Raw genomic sequence first — 16,552 nt, forward strand, 5'->3', positions numbered from 1 at the left:
CACCGGCCGATCGCACGGGATGACGCGATCCTGAGCCGCTCCGCGCCCGGCCGGCTCGCTCGAACCCCGCGCTGACGACCCTGGTACGAACTGAGCCGACGGTGGTAAGGTGGAAGGGTCGGACGACGTGCGCGGCCAGACACACCCTCGGCCGTCGCGGAAAGCACCAACCCTTGCGGACGAGCACCCACGGAGAGGGCGACCATGCGGCTTCGGATCTTCGTGTTCCTCATCATCGGAGTGGGTACCGGGTCTCTCGTCGGCGGGGCCTCCGCCCGGGCCGACGAGCTGGAAGAGGCCCGCCGCGACTGGCAGACCGGCCGCTATGCAAGGGCCCTGGAACGGCTCGAGGCCCTCGAACCGGCCGACCCGGGCGAGGCCGCCCGGATCGCGCTGCAGAAGGCCGATTGCCTGCGGAGCATGGGGCGCGTCGACGAGGCGGTCGAGGGCCTCGACGCTCGGGTGCAGGCGGCGGGCGAGGAGCCGGATGCCGAGGTGCTCGGCATGCTCGCCGAGTTGCAGTTCCAGCGGGGACAGTGGGACGCGGCCGACGACCTCGTCGCCCGGGCGCTGGAGGCCGACACCTTGTGCCGGCGAGCCCGGTGGGTCGCGGCCCTCCTGCACGACGCGAGGGGGGAAGCGAAGGAGGCGCTCGAGGCGTATCGCTGGTTCATCCGGGACTTCAACGCCCGCAACAAGGAAGCCCGGCGCGACCCCGACGCCCTGATCCTCATCGGCCAGGCCGCCCAGCGCTACTACCGGGCCACGGCCCGGGGCGAAGACCTGGCGCAATCGCTCAACGACGTGATCAACGAACTGTATGAAGGCGCGTTGCGGGTCGACCCCCGCGCCTGGCAGGCAGCCTGGCTGCAAGGGGAACTGTTCTTCGACGGCTATCAGCAGGGCAATGCCCGTCGCGAGCTGAACCGCGCCTTGCTCATCAACCCGAGCGCCGCCGAGGTCCTGGTGACGCTCGGCCGGATCGACCTGGACAACTACGCCCTGAGCGACGGCCGGTCGAAGGCCGAATCGGCGCTGGAGATCAACCCGTCGTACGCGCCCGCACTGGTCTTGCTGGCGGATCTGAACATCTCGGACGAGCGGTTCACCGACGCGCTGGAGGCGTCGAAGAAGGCGGTGGCGCTGAACCCGCGCGATCAGGACGCGCTGGCCCGCCTGGCGGCGTCGTATCAATTGCTGGTGCAGCCGATCGGCGTGGCGGCGGCCGAGGCGGCGGCGCTGCGCGATAACCCCCGGCCGGTGGCCTTCTACGAGGCATTGGGCGATCGCCTCGCCGACCGACGCAAGTACCATCCGGCCGAGCGGGCCTTCCTGGAGGCGATGGCGGCCGACCCCGCCGCGGCCGGGCCGAAGGTCGGGCTGGGGATGCTCTACATGCAGATCGGCCGCGAGCCCGAGGCCCGCGCCCTGTTCGACACGGCCTTCGACGCCGACCCGTTCAACGTCCGGGCCGACAACATGATGAAGGTGCTCGATCACATGGCCTCGTACGAGGCGATCGAGACCGATCATTACATCGTCCTGGTCGACCCGACGCAGGATCTCCTGCTCGGCCGGTACATGGCCGATTACCTGGAGAAGGTCCACCCTGAGCTGGTCGAGCGCTTCGGCTTCGAGCCGCCGGGGAAGACCTCGATCCAGATCATGAAGGATCACGAGAAGTTCAGCGGGCGGACGACGGCCCTGCCGTTCATCCCGACGGTCGGCGCCTGCACCGGCAAGGTGGTGGCCCTGGCCAGCCCGGCGGCGACCCGGCAGGCGTTCAACTGGGCAAGGGTGCTCACGCACGAAGTCGCTCACGTGATCACCTTGCAACAGACGAATTTCAATATTCCCCACTGGTATACCGAGGCCCTGGCCGTCGAGAGCGAAGGGGGGCCCCGGCCGCAGGCCTGGAACAAAATCCTCGTCGATCGGGTGCCGAAGCGGGACCTGTTGGACCTGGAGACGATCAACCTCGGCTTCATCCGCCCGAGGGAGCCGGACGAGCGGCAACTGGCCTACTGCCAGGCCCAGCTTTATGCCCGATACATGGTCGAGCGGTTCGGGGAGGGGGCCCTGGCCGACCTCCTGGAAGCCTACCGCCTGGGCATGACGACCAAGGAGGCCGTCGAATCGACCTTCGGCGTGCCGGTCGAGGACTTCGAGGAGGGGTATCTCGCCCACCTCGACGCGGTGGTCGAGACGATCCGGACCCGGGTCGAGGACGAGGAATCGGTCTCCTTCTCCCGGCTCCTGCTCGACACCCGGAAGGAGCCCGAGAACGCCGAGCTGAACGCGAAGGTCGCCTACGAGTACTTCGCCCGGCGCGACTACAAGAGCGCCCGCCCTTATGCCGAGAAGGCGCTCGAACTGGAACCGCACCAGCCGCTCGCCTCCTACGTGATGGCCCGCGTGATGATGCTCATCGGCGACGAGGCGAAGGCCCTCGACCTGCTCCGCCCCGCCGTCGACGAGGACCGGCCGAACGAGCGCGTGGTGGACCTGCTGGCCGAGCTGACCATGAAGGACGGGGATCTGGAGGAGGCCGCCCGGCTCTACGAGCTGGCCCGCCGCGACGACCCCTTGAACTCGAAGTGGCTCGCCGGCCTGGCCCGCGTGCACCTGCGTCAAGGGGACGTGGACGCCTTCCTCGGTGACCTCGCCCGCCTGGCCGAGAACGACCCGGACGACCTGTCCGTCCGCAAGGTCCTGGCCGAGCGTCACCTGGCCCGAGAGGACTTCGAGCAGGCCGTCCGATGGGCCGAGGAATGCCTCTACATTGATGTCAACGACGTGACCGCCCATGCGGTCCTGGGCGACGCCTACGCCGGGCTCGGCCGCCACGCCGAGGCCGCCCGCGAGTTCGAGGTCGCGCTCGGCCTCGAACCCGAGGACCCTGACGCCCTGAAGGCCAAGCGGGAGAAGGCGCTCGCCGCGGCGGGGATCGACGGTCCGGCCGAGTCTCCCGAGGGCGAAACCGAGGCTCCCGAGGGCGAAACCGAGGTCTCCGGACCCGGTCAGAAATAGACCTGGAACCGGAACCAGAAGAGGTCGCTGGTCAACTGGAGCTGCTCGAACGGCTCGGCCCGGAGCAGGACCGGGCTGCCGAAGATGCTGTGCTGCCAGCCGGCGAAGACCTTGATGTACTGGGTCATGTACCAGTTCAGGCCCAGGTCGATCGAGGTCACTTCGTCGGTCCAGAGGTTCGGGTCGGCGAAGCCCCCGGTGAAGACCTCGTCGCCGACGTTGAGGTAGTTGTAGCGGAAGGCCAGTTCGAGCGCCCCGGGGCCCCGGCGGCCCCGGCGGAGGTCGAAGGGCCGCAGGGGCGCGACGACCCCTCGGCCCGTCACCTCCTCGCCGGTCAGGAAGTAGCCGGCGGCGACGTAGTAGCTCTGCACCGGCGATCGGGTCCGCTCGAGCGGGGTCTGGGCGAAGGCATAGGTCTCGTAGCCGCTCTGCCACTCGCCGATCAGCGAGAGCTGGCGGTAGTACCAGGCCATGTGCAGCGACCAGAGGGCCCGTTCGCCGGATTCGAGCACCCCGTCGTTGAAGATGAGGAAGGGGGTGCCGATGGCCGCGTTGGCGGAGGTCGGCACGTTCAGGCGGAGGACGCGCGGGACCCTCGGCTCGACCTGGTGCCCGGCGTTGAGCGACCCGCCGATGCTGAAGTTCTGCAAGGCTTGCGAGTCGGTGAAGGCGAACGGCCGGGTGTTGAGGTAGGCGGCCACGTCCTTGCCGTTGTCGGAGTCGATGAAGGCGTTCCGGCTGCCGTTGAAGATGCCGGCGGCGTACTCGATGCGCTTGTCCAGGAAGCTGCCCCAGGCCATCACGCCCACGTCTCGGTTCAGGCCGAAGTTGTTGAAGAACTGCGACCGCTCGGGGGTGATCAGGCCGTTGATGGGGAGCGAGTAGAATTCATAGGTGAACGGCGTCTTGTAGCGCCCGACCCGGACCTGAAACCGGTCGTCGAACCGGATGTTGAGGAAGGCGTCGAGCAGGTTCAGGTTGTCGAAGCCCTGGTTGATGGCCACGTAATACTCGAACGGCCGGGTGAGCTGCCCATTGAAGATGAACCACTGCCGGGGGACGCCGAAGGTGTCCCTCGAATAGACCTGCCCGCCTTGCTGGTAGAAGCGGCCATCGACCTGGGTCAGGTTGTGGAACTGGATGACGTACTCATCATCTTCGGAGCTGATCTGGAACCCCGGCCCGAACTTCGTCTTGCCGCCGAGGTTCAGGGGAGGGGCCGGCATGTCGGCCATCGACGCCCCCGGATAGCCGGGCGGCATGAGCGATCGGCCCTGCGCATCGGTCCCCGACCCCGGGCCGGACAGGGGACCGGGGGGAGCCCCGCCGAAGCCGGCCGGCGGGCCTCCGGGCAGGACCGACGAGAACGACGCCGTGCCGCTCGGGGCAGGGGCCTGGGCGGGGATCACCGCGTCGTCGCCCGGCCTGGCCCCTTGCAGCTCGATCAAGCACTCTTCCAGGTCCTGCTGGCGCGAGAGGCTGGCCCGGACCAGGTCTTGCAGTTCCGCGACCTGGGCCTGCAACTCCGCGATCGACGGCTCCGAGGCGGCCGGGGCCGATTCGACCGGCGGCACGCCCAACGCCGGAGCCGATGGCTCCTGGGCGTCGACGGGGCAGGAAGCGATCCCGATGGGGATGAGGCTCAGGATGATGCCCCGGCCAATCGTGCCAGGAGCGGCAATCCCCCCGGTCATGCGCGGCCCTCATCCCTGCGAGTGCGATGCGAGGCCCCGGCCGGGCCTCGCATCGGGGCCGCCGGCGCCGGACATACCCCCATGATCGGCACATCCGGCCCGACACTCCAAAAACACTCCAATAAAATGTCCATCACGCCGAGGGACGTGTGCCCGAGCGGGAAGAGCTGGTTGAAGGTCTCGATGTCCCCCGCCCCCGGCCGGCGGTTGCCCGAGGCGTGGTCGAATGAGGCCATGAACATCGGTCTGAACGGCAGTCGGGCGATTCTCCGCCCGAACCCGGCCGACACCGCCCCGGCATTGCGGGGCATGCCCTGATGGAAGCCGAGCCGGTACGCGAGCAGGGCCATCCCCAGAGCCGCCACCGTTGACCTCGGGCTCACTCGCCGCCGAAGCATGCCCGAATCCCCTCCCTTCGATGGCCACGATGGACCGACACGGCCACCGGCACCGGCACCGGCACCGACCCGAGCGATCCCCCTTATCGACACGAGCCGCCGCCTCGCCCCAATCGGCTCGATCGCAGGGCCGCGCGCGAATCCCCGATCGACCAGCCCTTCGACACCAGGACCGGCAAGACCATCACAGGCCGATCACCGGGCCAAACCGGCCGCGATCCGGCCCGATCGGGCGGCGAGGGCGTGCCGATCTTGGAGGACGTGTGGTCCTTCGGAGACGGCGCGTCGTCTCGTTCGACGAGCGTGGCCGGAGGCTGCGAGCACGCACCCGACCAATTCACGGAGGAAGCGGGACGATGAACACGCGAGGCAACAGGACGGGTCGGCCGGCTCGACGATCGTACCGACCGGCCATCGGCGACGCGCTCGAATCGCGGCAACTCATGTCCACCCTGACCCCGGGCGCCCGCTTCCTGCAGCAGCGGGCCCTGCTCGCGCAGCAACTGGGCATCGGCACCCGGGGGGCTGTCCAGCGCTTCGTGACCGCGGCCGGCAGCGCCGTGACCGTCACCGACACCGACGGCGAGCGCTACCGCGTGCAGCTGACCGGCGAGGGGGCCGTGACCTCGACCTCGCTGCCCGACGGCCGGATCGGCCTGGTCGTGCGGGGGACGAACACGCTGAGCCAGCTCGACATCGTCCCGCTGACCCGGGTCCGGGTGCCCCGCGGGGCCCACACGTTCGGGCCGTTCAAGGCGTTCGGCGACGGGATGCTGAACGTCGGGCTGCTCGACGTGTACGGCCCGATCAACGGCATCTTCGGCTACAACACGGCCAAGCTCAGCGGCCCGATGATCGTCCGGGGCGACGCCACCGTCGACCGGATCGCGCTGGCCGAGATGGAGCCGGGGGCCGCGATCAACGTGGCGGGCACCCTGAACCAGCTCGAGATCCTCCGCACGGCCCACCTGGCGGGGCCGGACACGGGCATCCGCACCGGCCTCGACCTGAACGTCCTGAACGTCGGCGGCTACCTGACGATGACCGACGGCGCGAGCGTCGAGATCGGCCGCGACCTGGGCCTGATCGACCAGCCGGCCTCGGGCACCGGCCTCGGCGGCCGGGGGGCCCGGATCGACGGCGGCGTGCTGGTCGACGTCGGCAGCGTCTTCCGGATCAACCGGTCGCTGGCCGGGCCGTTCCTCGACCTGGGCGACTTCGTCGGCACGAGCCGGTTCTCGGTCGCGAACCCGTTCCCGCCCGACCGCTTCCTGGTCGTCGGCAACGCGATCCCCTGATCGAGGGCGTGTTTGAACCTTCCCGGGCCGACCACGGCAATGGCCGGTCCGGGTCTGGCAATTCCCGGCCCCGCCCTTTAACATTGTGCTGTGATGAGCGAATCTTCCGCCGGAGGGATGACGCTCGGCGCGTTGCAGCGTCGGATCGCCTCGCTCTACGGGGCCAAGGATGCCGCGCGCGGCGACGCCGCGACGTTCCTCTGGCTGACCGCCGAGTTCGGCGAGCTGGCCGAGGCGCTTCGCAGCGGCAGCGACGAGGATCTCGCCCTGGAGATGGCCGATGTGCTCGCCTGGCTGGCGACCCTGGCCAATCTCCGAGGGATCGACCTCGACGCCGCGGTCCGACGCAAGTACGGCCAGGGCTGCCCCGGTTGCGGCGCCGACCCGTGCCGGTGCGACCCGTCGGAGAAGCCCTGAGACGCCGACTCCCCCCGACTCGATCGCTCCTTCGCTCTCGCCTCCGTCCCCGGGGGGATTCGTCCCCCGGGCAAGAGATTCGATCTGATCTCATTCGATTCGATTCGATTCGATCTGGTTCACCTCGACGCTCGGAATGCCCCTTGGACGCCCCGACGACGCCACCGCGAGCCCGGCCCGGTTCCCAAGCCCAGAGGGCCGCGGTCGTTGCGTGTCGGAGAGCGGGGGCCGGGCGGGGGCCGAACGGCGTCTCATCTCATCATCCCCAGATCCGCCCGAACCCGCCCCAGGTGACATGCAGCGACCGCGGAGAGGCACCATGAGGTCATCGTTCCGAGTCCGCCCGATGCTGGCGGCCCTGGTCGCGCTGGCGGCTCTGGCCGGGCTGGAGCGAGGGGGCCGCACGGCCGTCGCCCGGCAATCCGAGCCGCCCGTGACGATCGAGAACATCCGGGTCGGCCTGGCCGAAGACCGGGCCGACCAGGCGTACAAGATCGGCACCTGGACGCCGGTTCGCGTCGATTTGCAGGGCGGCCCCGAGCGGTTCGTCGGCGAGCTCCGGGTGATCGTGCCCGACGACGGCGGCGTGCCGACGACCGTCCGGCGGCGGGTCGAGGTCCCGGCCCGATCGCCCGCCTCGTTCTCGACCTACGTCCGCCCCGGCGACACGGCCGTGACCTTCCGGGTCGAGGCCCGCGACGAGTCGGGCCGGCTCCTCGCGGTCGAGACCGAGGACAACGTCTCCTGGCTCGACCCCGAGCAGATCGTCCTGGCGGTCATCGGCAATCCGGGCGGCGTCGAGCTGCTGCCGAGCATGGCCGAGTTCCGCTCGACCGACCCGTTGCAGGACGCCCGGCTGATCGTGGCTCGCCTCCGCGTCCCCGAGGGCATTCCTGACCGCTGGTACGGCTACGACGCGGTCGAGGCCCTGGTGCTCGACCTGAACGACCCCGGGACGCTCGAAGGCCTGCAGGATTTCCGCAGCCAGCCGCTGTTGCAGTGGGTCCGCAACGGCGGCCATCTCGTGCTGGCCGGCGGCTTCGCCCGCTGGCAAACGGTGTCGGATCCCGATAGCGTGCTGGCCGGGGTGCTGCCCGCCTTGCCCGCCGAGCGCACCGAGACGGCCGACCTGGGCACGGTCGAGTCGTTCGTCGGCTCGAATGCGCCGATCACCACGCCCGAGCGGCCCGTCTCGGTCACGAGCTTCGAGCCGGTCTCGGGCCGAGGGGCGCGCGTCCTCCTCGACGGCCGATCGGTCGGCGGCCCGGTGATCGTCCGGGGCCCTTACGGCCTCGGCCGCGTCACGGTGGTCGGCCTGAGCGTCGACGAACGCCCCTTCACCGAATGGCGCGACCGCGACGCCTTCTGGGCCCGCGTGCTCGACCTCGGCGGCCGGGAGGCGTTGCTCAGCGAGTCGAATACCTCGGGCGCCTTCTACTCGGGAGAGGTCCGCGACCTGTCGAGCTACCTGCACCGCTCGCTCGAACAGTTCCAGGGGGTCCGGCTCGTCCCGTTCGGCTGGGTCGCGGCCTTCGTCTTCGTCTACATCCTGCTGATCGGCCCCGGCGATTACTTCTTCCTGAAGCGGGTCCTCAAGCGGATGGAGCTGACCTGGATCACCTTCCCGGCGATCGTGGTGGCCGTCAGCCTGATCGCCTACGCCACGGCCTACGCGGTGAAGGGGACCGACCTGCGGATCAACCGGGTCGACGTGGTCGACATCGACCAGGGGTTCGGCGACGGCGGCCGCTACCTCGCCCGGGGGACGAGCTTCGCCACCCTGTTCAGCCCCCAGAACCGCGACTACGACGTGACCGTCCTGCCCCTGCCGATCGACACCGAAGGCCCCGACGCGGCCGAACCGGTGCCCCCGAGCCAGGTCGACGAGGTCATCACCACCTGGTTCGGCACGGCCGAGCGCACCTTCGGCGGCATGGGGAACACCGGGGGGATGGCCCTGACCAGCGCCGGCTATTCCTACCAGTCGCCGAACGACCCGATGTCCAGCGCCCCGCCCTCCGGCCTGGCCGGGGTCCGGGTGCCGATCTGGACGACCCGGGCGTTCATGGGGACCTGGTTCGACGACATGCCCGCGGCCCTCGACGCCGAGCTGACCGACCTGGGCGGCAATCGGCTCGACGGCACGATCACCAACCGCCTCGGCCGGACGATGAATCAGGTGCTCATCGCCTACGCCGGCGACGTCTACCTGTTCGACCAGCCGATCGCCCCCGGCGAGACCGTCCGGATCGCCTCGGCCAGCAACCGGAACCTGACCGGATACCTCGACCAGATCGCCCGGGGCTTCAACCAGATCTACACCTACAACCCCGACGCCGCGGTCACGGTCTCCCGGGCCGACCTGATCCGGTCGCTCAGCTTCGCCCGGTCGAGCCGCCGCCAGCGCGGGCAGAAGTCGAACCTGGTGCTCGGCCACCTCGACCTCTCGGCCCAGCTCGACCTGGGGCGGCCGATCCTCCTGGCCGAACTCGACGGCCCGTCGTCGGCCCTGGTGCTCGACGGCGAGGAACCGACGACCGCCACGCAGGAGCGATCGACCGTCCTCCGCGTCCTGCTGCCGAGCCCGCTGGACGACTAAGCGCGGCTCAGCCCGTCTCGGCCCCTTGTCCTTCTTGATTTGAACAGCGTCTCGCCCTCGGTCGGAATGATCGATCCGACCCGATTTCGAAAGCCCACAACTCAACGCCCCACCTCGTCTGAGAGGCCCCGCCGATGATCGAGACCCGCGACCTGACCAAGATGTACGGCGACCTCTACGCCCTGAATCGCCTGAACCTGACCCTCAACCAGGGGGACGTCTACGGCTTCATCGGCCCGAACGGCGCGGGCAAGACCACGACCATGCGCATCCTCGCCACCCTGCTCAACCCGACCTGGGGCGAGGCGTACGTCTGCGGCCACTCGATCTACAACGGCTCGAAGGAGATCCGCCGCGCCATCGGCTACATGCCCGACTTCTTCGGCGTCTACGACGACATGAAGGTCATCGAGTACCTCGAATTCTTCGCCGCCGCCTACCGGATCTCCGGCCCGGCCCGCAAGAAGATCTGCGAGGAGGTGCTCGAACTGGTCGACCTGACCTACAAGCGAGACGCCCTCGTCACCAGCCTCTCCCGGGGGATGACCCAGCGCCTCGGCCTGGCCCGCGTCCTGCTGCACGACCCGCAGGTGCTGTTGCTCGACGAGCCGGCCTCGGGCCTCGACCCCCGCGCCCGGATCGAGATCCGGGCCCTGCTCAAGGAATTGCGGGCGATGGGCAAGACGATCCTCGTCTCCAGCCACATCCTCCCCGAGCTGGCCGACATCTGCAACAAGATCGGCATCATCGAGCAGGGGCAGTTGCTCGTCAACGGCGCCGTCTCCGACGTGATGAAGCAGGTCCGCACCGACATCGTCCTGAACATCACCGTCTCGGACCGCATGATCGACGCCGCCGACTTCCTCGAGAAGCAGCCCGAGATCGAGTCGGTCGATCAGAAGACCGACCTGAACGACCACACCTTCCTCGTCGTGAAGATGAAGCCCGAGGTGATCACCTACGGCTTCCTCGCCCAGCGCCTGATCGAGAACGGCTTCGAGCTGACCCTCTTCCGCGAGGACGAGATCAACCTCGAAACCGCCTTCATGCACCTGACCAAGGGCATCACGAGCTGAGGCCGCCTGCCTGGCGAGCACCTTGCCCCGGTTGGCCGGGATCGTGCCGATCCGAAGCGGGCAATCGGGAGCCCCCGCCTCGACGATCAGATGCGGCTCGATCCCAATTGTGTAGGGTCCGCTGTGCGGGCCTTCGGAGTCGGGGAGGTCTGTTTGACGTTGTGTCGGGGCAGTCGCGCGGAGCTTCGAATTCGGGGAGGTCCTCACAGCGGACCCTACAAGATAGCCTCGGAATTGCTCGAACCCTCAACGCTGAGGAGGGCACTCCCCAATGCGGCTCGCCCGGATCTCGCTCGTGCTGACCGCGATGGTGTTCGGGGGCTTCGGGCTCTGGCTCCTGCTCCGGCCCGAGGGGATCACGGGGCTCGGCGTCGAGCTGACCGGCCCGGTCGCTCGCGCGGAGATCCGGGGCTTCTACGGCGGGCTGGAACTGGGGTTCGCCCTCTTCTTCGCCGTGTCGGCCTCGCGACCGCGATGGTTCGGGCCGGGGCTGTTCGCCCAGGCGGCGGCCCTCGGCGGTGCGGCGTCCGGTCGGATTTTCGGCATCGTCGCCGACGGCGTCTCGGACGGGCTCTTCTTCGCCTTGCTCGCCGCCGAGCTGGCCGGATGCCTCGTCGGGATCGTCGCGTTCCGACGTCTCAACCGCCAGGGCTGAGCCCCCGTGGCATTCGGCTCGCCTTCGGCAATCTGCCGATCGTCCACGGTGCAAAGAAAAGAACCGAGGCCGGTCCTGCGTGTTTTCCACGGCAGGACCGGCCCCGGTTCGGTTCAGACAGAATCTCCCAGTTCGACGGGAACCGGCAGGCCCGCGGTCACACAACAAAGTCGTGCCGAGAGTCTGCCGGTCGAGTCAACAGGGGTCGATCAGAGCTGGTCGGCCGAGATGACCTCGCCGCCGTCCCGGGTGCCGATGCTCCAGATCACGACCTGGTTGGTCGTGTCCTTGACGAAGCGGACCGAACCGTCGCCAAACAGCATGTTCGCACCGCCCGGGTGGTAGCTGTGGGCGCTAAAGTTGCCGTAGGTGCCGTCGCTGTCACCACCCCAGAGCACATGGCCGCAGTTGGGGAAGTTCGAGTTGGGCGGCACGAGCATGTTGCCAAGCGTCCGCGAGATCAGGCCCTGCGCCCACATCTGACCGAGGAAGCTTCGGTGTTGCGGCGCATTTGGCAACGACGATTGGGCGATACCGGCACACTGGGTCAGCCACTCGTTGAGCGACCCGCCGCCGAACGGCATGTTCAGTCGCGGATCATTCTCCGCGGGGTTGTTCCCACCAACGCCCGAAGGGTGCGAATTATTCACCACGATGTCCTGCGGGACCGAGAACCTGGTGTCATTGCCATCGCCGGTCCGCCACTCACCGAAGGCAACCGTGTTTGAGGTGCCGTCAAGCACATCTCGCTCGCCATACGCCGTGCCGCCGACCTCGAAGAGGCCATTGGGCCGCGATTGCTGGTGGGTGTACTGGTTCATGCTCGCGCCGAGCGAGGCGAAGTAATTGGTGTGGGCCGACGGGCGGCCGTGCCAGGAGCCGGGATAGCGGGGCGCCGACGGGCACTGGAAGGCGTTGATCTGCGTCGTCACCGCCGTGGTGTTCAGTTCCTGACCCTCGCCACCTCCACTGGCGTTGGGGATGCCGAAGTTGATGGCGTTGTAGACCGGCTGCTGTTCCAGGAAGGCCAGCAACATCGACTGGGCACTCCAGTTGCCCCAGCCGTTGCGGATCTCGGCCGGATTGGCCATATTCCGGGTCTGGGCGCTTCCCATCGGGAAGACGTTGTGCGTGCTGTGATAATTATGAAGCGCCAGGCCGATCTGCTTCATGTTGTTCGAGCACTGGGCCCGACGGGCCGCCTCGCGAGCCGCCTGGACGGCCGGGAGCAGCAGGGCGATCAGGACGCCGATAATAGCGATCACGACCAGCAGTTCGATGAGCGTAAAACCGCGAGGCCGACGGCCCGACGGTTGGTTGGAAGCGGAAATCATGCGGACTCCTCGCGTTTCGAGAATGAAGCCATGAAGAAGGGACGATCGAACCCCCGGGGTTCTCAAGAGAGGGATCCTGGGCGCAAAACGCCTCAGTCTTCTCCTCGAATAACACCCGTGCACGACCCGGGCGGAAGTTCGTCAGACATGCGGAAACGCCGACTCGGAGACGAATCCCGGAGTCGGCCCGGCGGAAGGGATGCCGGGGGCGGGTCCGCAAGCCACTGGCAGTGAGCCAGTCGATTGAAACGGCAGACCGGATGGCCATTGACCGAGGCTGGTCAACAGCCGAGCGACCCGAGGGCGGGTCACTCAGTCAGGCAAGACATCCGGGCTACGCGATCCAGGGGGGGGAGCATTCGCCGGCGACTGGGACGGATCCGCGGGAGGCGGCGTGGGCGGCACGTCGGCCAGGGGAATCTGCGTCCCTCCGCCGGAGCAACCAACACCCAACGCGAGGGAAGCCCCCGCGAGGACCAGGGCAGTCAGGAACAACCTCAAGCTTCGCACGAACACTTCCTCCTGTTGAGAAGCAACCAGATGACGGATTCTTCTCATGATCCTGTGAGATTATAGGCACGGTGGTCAATGGCGTCCCGGGCGAAAACGCCCAGGCCGAGCGCACCGGCCCCGGCAATGTGCTGGGGCTGGCGATAGTCGAACGCCTCGGTGCCGGTCGGATCCTTGCCCGCCCGGCCCGTCTCGGCGACCGGGGGCATCCCCTCGGCCACGCGCTTGGCGTCGACGATTTCCCCGCAGACCCGGTCCATCGCCACCGGGTCGGTCGCGAAGAACAGGGCACCGTACGACCAGACGTAACGCTTGACGGCGCCTGGACCTCGGTGATAGACGGCGTTCAGGCCGTCGAGGATCTGCAAGACACCCTTCTCCTGGATCGCCGGCAGCGAGCAGATCGCAGGGATGAACAGATTGCACGTATTCGTGTCGTGCGTGCCGTGGCTCCGCGAGACGTTGTTCACCAGGCCGTGGCTCATGTTCTTGAGCGCCAGCGTCACCCCGCCCGAGCCGTGGTCTTTCAGCACAGGGATGCAGATCATCTTGTTGATTTTTTTCGACACGACCTTCGCCACGTGCGATCGGCGCGTGCGATCATCCTTCGGGTCGTGGATGCCGGGCCGGGCGTGCACGATGTCGAGCGTGGCGAAGACGTCGGGGTCGTACCGGGCGATGTCGAGCTGCGCCTCGTCGTACGAGTCGACGGCCCAGTCCCACCGGCAGCCGTCGGGCAGGTTCTCCAGGTAGCCGGCCTGGATGAACTGGTCCTTGTAGCGGTCGAAGATGACGATGTCGCGCCGGGGGATGCCGGCCGATTCCAGCCCCTCGACGATCGCGTGGACCGTCGCGTGGTTGCTGATCGCGTGCGGCTGGCCGACGGGGTTGACCTTGATGCCGACCACGTCGCCCGGCTCGAACATCGAGCGCCAGGCCTCGACCGGCTCGTCGATGCCCGTCAAGCCGGTCATACCTTTGGCCATCATGATGCGGACGGCGTCGATCACCGGCTCGCCGTCGATGACCGCGGCCGGGTCCTTCACCTCCACCACCCGACCCGGATGGGCCCCGGGGAAGCGGTGCCCCTCGCCCAGCACCTTCGCGCCGGGGGCCGCCGCCGACGCCCCGGCCCCGATCGGGCCGGCACCGCCGCCGATCAGGGTGGCCCCGGCGGCCGAGGCCGCCAGGAAGGCCCGACGATCCAGGCCGCCGCCGGCCGCCGCTGATCCCCGGGAACACGGTCGAGGTCGTCGCGGTCGCATGGTCGGGAACCCTCCAGGGCAGGGGTGGGGAAATCGGCCTCGATCCCGGCCCGAATCGGATCGTTCGCGCCGGGATCGGGGCCCGCGTGCTCGCTCGGATTCGATGCGGCCGGCCCCGGGCCGATCAGGTCACTTTCTTGTAGACGGTGACGCCCAGGACCCCCAGGATCAACGCGAGGACCAGGAAGATCCCCACCAGTACCTTAGCGACAGTCGCGGCCCCTTCGGCCACGCCACTGAACCCAAGAATCCCGGCGATCACCGCGACGACCAGCGCCACCAATGCCCACTTGAGAAGAGTCATGACCCGTTGCTCCCATCAATCATATCGAAAAATCGTGACCGGTTCAAGACGGTTCAACGCGTTCGCGCGTGAAACACATCTCCCGTACGAGGGAGCAACACCGATGCAAAAGCCATGCCGAAACCCGCATTCCGGGGGGGGGGGGGTGGCGAATCGCGCAATCCGGGCCATCTCACGCCAGGATCGCGGTGACGGGGGCCCCGCGATTGATGGGCATCGGGCGCCCGACGGGGTCGACCACTTCGGTCCCCGGGTCGATGCCCAGGGCGTGGAGGATCGTCGCGGCCAGGTCGGCCGGGCCGACCGGGTCGGAGGCGGGGTAGGCGGCCCAGCGGTCGGACGAGCCGTGGATGAGGCCCCCCTGCACGCCGCCGCCGGCCAGCAGGGCCGAGTAGCAGCGGGGCCAGTGCTCTCGGCCGGCGTTGGCGCGGGTGATGCGGGGGTTGCGGCCGAACTCGCCGACCCAGACGACCAGGGTTTCGTCGAGCATGCCCCGCGCCGCCAGGTCGTCGAGCAGGGCCGACAGGCCGCGGTCGGTCGGGGGCATCAGGCGGTTCTTCAGGTGGTTGAAGTTGTCGACGTGCGTGTCCCAGTAGTTCTGCCGGTCGTCGTGCCAGTTGACCGTCACCAGGGGGACGCCGGACTCGACCAGCCGGCGGGCCATCAAGAGGCACTGGCCGTGGATGTGCCGCCCGTAGCGGTCGCGGGTCGTCGGGTCCTCGCGGTCGATCTGGAAGGCGCCCCGGGCCTCGGCCGAGAGCAGGGCGTCGAACGCCCGGGCCTGAATCCCATTCCAGGCCGGGGGCCCGGCGGCCCCGCGATCGACGCTCGACAGCAAGCCCCGACGCGACTGGAGCCGCTCCGGGGCCAGGCCCTCGGGCAGGTCGAGCCCCTCGACGCGGAACCCGTCGGCGTTCGGGTCGCCGGGCAGGAGGAAGGGGTCGTAGGCCTTGCCGAGCCAGCCGCCGTGCTGCCCCGGGGCCTTGCCGCCCGGGGCCGCCGGGTGCGCGACCGTCCAGGGCATGATAACCGACGCCGGCAGGGAGCCCGACCGCGGCTGGACCCGGGCGATCAACGATCCCAGGTGCGGCCAGTCGGCCGGCGACGGGCCGTCGGCGTCCGACTTCGGCCGGGGGGCCAGGTGCCCGGTCTGCTGGTGATGCACGCTCGACAGGTGGGCCGCGTCGTCGTGCGTCATCGACCGGATGATCGCCAGGCGATCCATCCGCTCGGCCAGCATCGGGAAGTGCTCGCTGATCTGGATGCCCGGCACCGACGTGGCGATCGGCCGGAACTCGCCCCGGATCTCGTCCGGGGCCTCGGGCTTCAGGTCGAGCGTCTCCAGCTGGCTCGGGCCCCCCCAGGCGAAGACCAGGATGCACGCCTTCGCCCGGCCCGTGGTCGTCCGGGCGGGCGATGCCGCCGCGGCCGATCGGGCCCGGAAGAACGCCGGCAGAGACAGCCCGCCCAGCGCCAACGCCCCCGCCCGCAACACCTCGCGACGGTTCGGGCCCGAGCACGGCGCAGGGACTCGCCCACCAGAATCTTGAAAACTCAGCACCACGACACCCCTCTTACGTTTGAGCCGATGGAGCCTCGCAGATGTTCAACCATCGCTCAACTTCGGAAGAACTTCACTGTAACATGAGGTCCCCGGGGTGTCCATGCAAGGCTTTTCCGCCGCGTTTCCCGGGCGAATCAACGGTGTGACTGCACGACGATCCTCCCCGTTCGGGGCGGACTGCCCCGCTGGTTTCAAATTTATTCCGAAAATTTGTGTCCAATTTTCCTCGGATCTTCACGCCCGCGTTTCCGCCGAGTCGATCGCGCACGCCGCGGGCCTCCCGGCGACCTGGAAACGCCTCAACCCCCTTATCGCGTCACCCCTTCGAGCGTCGCAGCCCGCGAAGCCGCGCGGGCCCCCCCGGCCCGCCGCCCCGATCCGATCCACCCCGCCACGCCTTGACGCTCG

12 protein-coding genes are annotated in these 16,552 nt (G+C 68.7%); 6 read left to right on the forward strand and 6 right to left on the reverse strand.

The window, feature by feature from the left end:
• The first annotated feature begins 204 nt into the window (after positions 1–204).
• Complete coding sequence (locus AB1L88_RS02485) at positions 205–3,030, forward strand: tetratricopeptide repeat protein (protein ID WP_367095051.1); 2,826 nt, start codon at positions 205–207, stop codon at positions 3,028–3,030.
• On the opposite strand, the gene AB1L88_RS02490 is transcribed toward AB1L88_RS02485, so the two are convergent.
• Both AB1L88_RS02490 and AB1L88_RS02495 read right to left on the reverse strand, forming a co-directional pair.
• Positions 3,021–4,724 (reverse strand): porin, encoded by a 1,704-nt coding sequence (locus AB1L88_RS02490; protein WP_367095052.1) that lies wholly within the window; start codon positions 4,722–4,724, stop codon positions 3,021–3,023. The genes AB1L88_RS02485 and AB1L88_RS02490 overlap by 10 nt on opposite strands.
• Entirely contained in the window at positions 4,721–5,122 is a 402-nt protein-coding gene (locus AB1L88_RS02495) for an alginate export family protein (protein ID WP_367095053.1), read from the reverse strand. Before AB1L88_RS02495 ends, AB1L88_RS02490 begins: the two co-directional genes overlap by 4 nt.
• 356 nt (positions 5,123–5,478) lie before the next feature.
• Here AB1L88_RS02495 and AB1L88_RS02500 point away from each other — a divergent pair, with 356 nt between their 5' ends.
• The 5 genes from AB1L88_RS02500 to AB1L88_RS02520 all read left to right on the forward strand — a co-directional run bounded on the left by AB1L88_RS02500 (position 5,479) and on the right by AB1L88_RS02520 (position 11,167).
• Positions 5,479–6,420, forward strand: a complete 942-nt coding sequence (locus AB1L88_RS02500; protein ID WP_367095054.1) for a hypothetical protein — start codon at positions 5,479–5,481, stop codon at positions 6,418–6,420.
• A 93-nt stretch (positions 6,421–6,513) separates the two neighbouring features.
• Positions 6,514–6,837, forward strand: a complete 324-nt coding sequence (locus AB1L88_RS02505; RefSeq protein WP_367095055.1) for a MazG nucleotide pyrophosphohydrolase domain-containing protein — start codon at positions 6,514–6,516, stop codon at positions 6,835–6,837.
• 319 nt (positions 6,838–7,156) lie between these two features.
• Entirely contained in the window at positions 7,157–9,436 is a 2,280-nt protein-coding gene (locus AB1L88_RS02510) for a hypothetical protein (RefSeq protein ID WP_367095056.1), read from the forward strand.
• 134 nt (positions 9,437–9,570) lie between these two features.
• Entirely contained in the window at positions 9,571–10,512 is a 942-nt protein-coding gene (locus AB1L88_RS02515; RefSeq protein ID WP_367095057.1) for an ABC transporter ATP-binding protein, read from the forward strand.
• 271 nt (positions 10,513–10,783) lie between these two features.
• Positions 10,784–11,167, forward strand: coding sequence for a DUF4345 family protein (locus AB1L88_RS02520; protein WP_367095058.1), 384 nt, complete (start codon positions 10,784–10,786; stop codon positions 11,165–11,167).
• 209 nt (positions 11,168–11,376) lie between these two features.
• Here the strand turns inward: AB1L88_RS02520 and AB1L88_RS02525 are convergent, their stop codons facing one another.
• The 4 genes from AB1L88_RS02525 to AB1L88_RS02540 all read right to left on the reverse strand — a co-directional run bounded on the left by AB1L88_RS02525 (position 11,377) and on the right by AB1L88_RS02540 (position 16,075).
• The gene (locus tag AB1L88_RS02525) at positions 11,377–12,501 is read right to left on the reverse strand and encodes a DUF1559 domain-containing protein (RefSeq protein WP_367095059.1); all 1,125 of its coding nucleotides are present in this window, start codon (positions 12,499–12,501) and stop codon (positions 11,377–11,379) included.
• A 554-nt stretch (positions 12,502–13,055) separates the two neighbouring features.
• Positions 13,056–14,276 (reverse strand): DUF362 domain-containing protein, encoded by a 1,221-nt coding sequence (locus AB1L88_RS02530; RefSeq protein ID WP_367095060.1) that lies wholly within the window; start codon positions 14,274–14,276, stop codon positions 13,056–13,058.
• Positions 14,277–14,400: 124 nt separating this feature from the next.
• Positions 14,401–14,580: a DUF1328 domain-containing protein gene (locus AB1L88_RS02535; protein WP_367095061.1), complete on the reverse strand. Its 180-nt coding sequence runs from the start codon at positions 14,578–14,580 to the stop codon at positions 14,401–14,403.
• A 172-nt stretch (positions 14,581–14,752) separates the two neighbouring features.
• Positions 14,753–16,075: a DUF1501 domain-containing protein gene (locus tag AB1L88_RS02540; protein ID WP_367095062.1), complete on the reverse strand. Its 1,323-nt coding sequence runs from the start codon at positions 16,073–16,075 to the stop codon at positions 14,753–14,755.
• Positions 16,076–16,552 lie beyond the last annotated feature (477 nt).

Source organism: Tautonia sp. JC769 (assembly GCF_040717455.1).
Lineage (GTDB): Bacteria > Planctomycetota > Planctomycetia > Isosphaerales > Isosphaeraceae > Tautonia.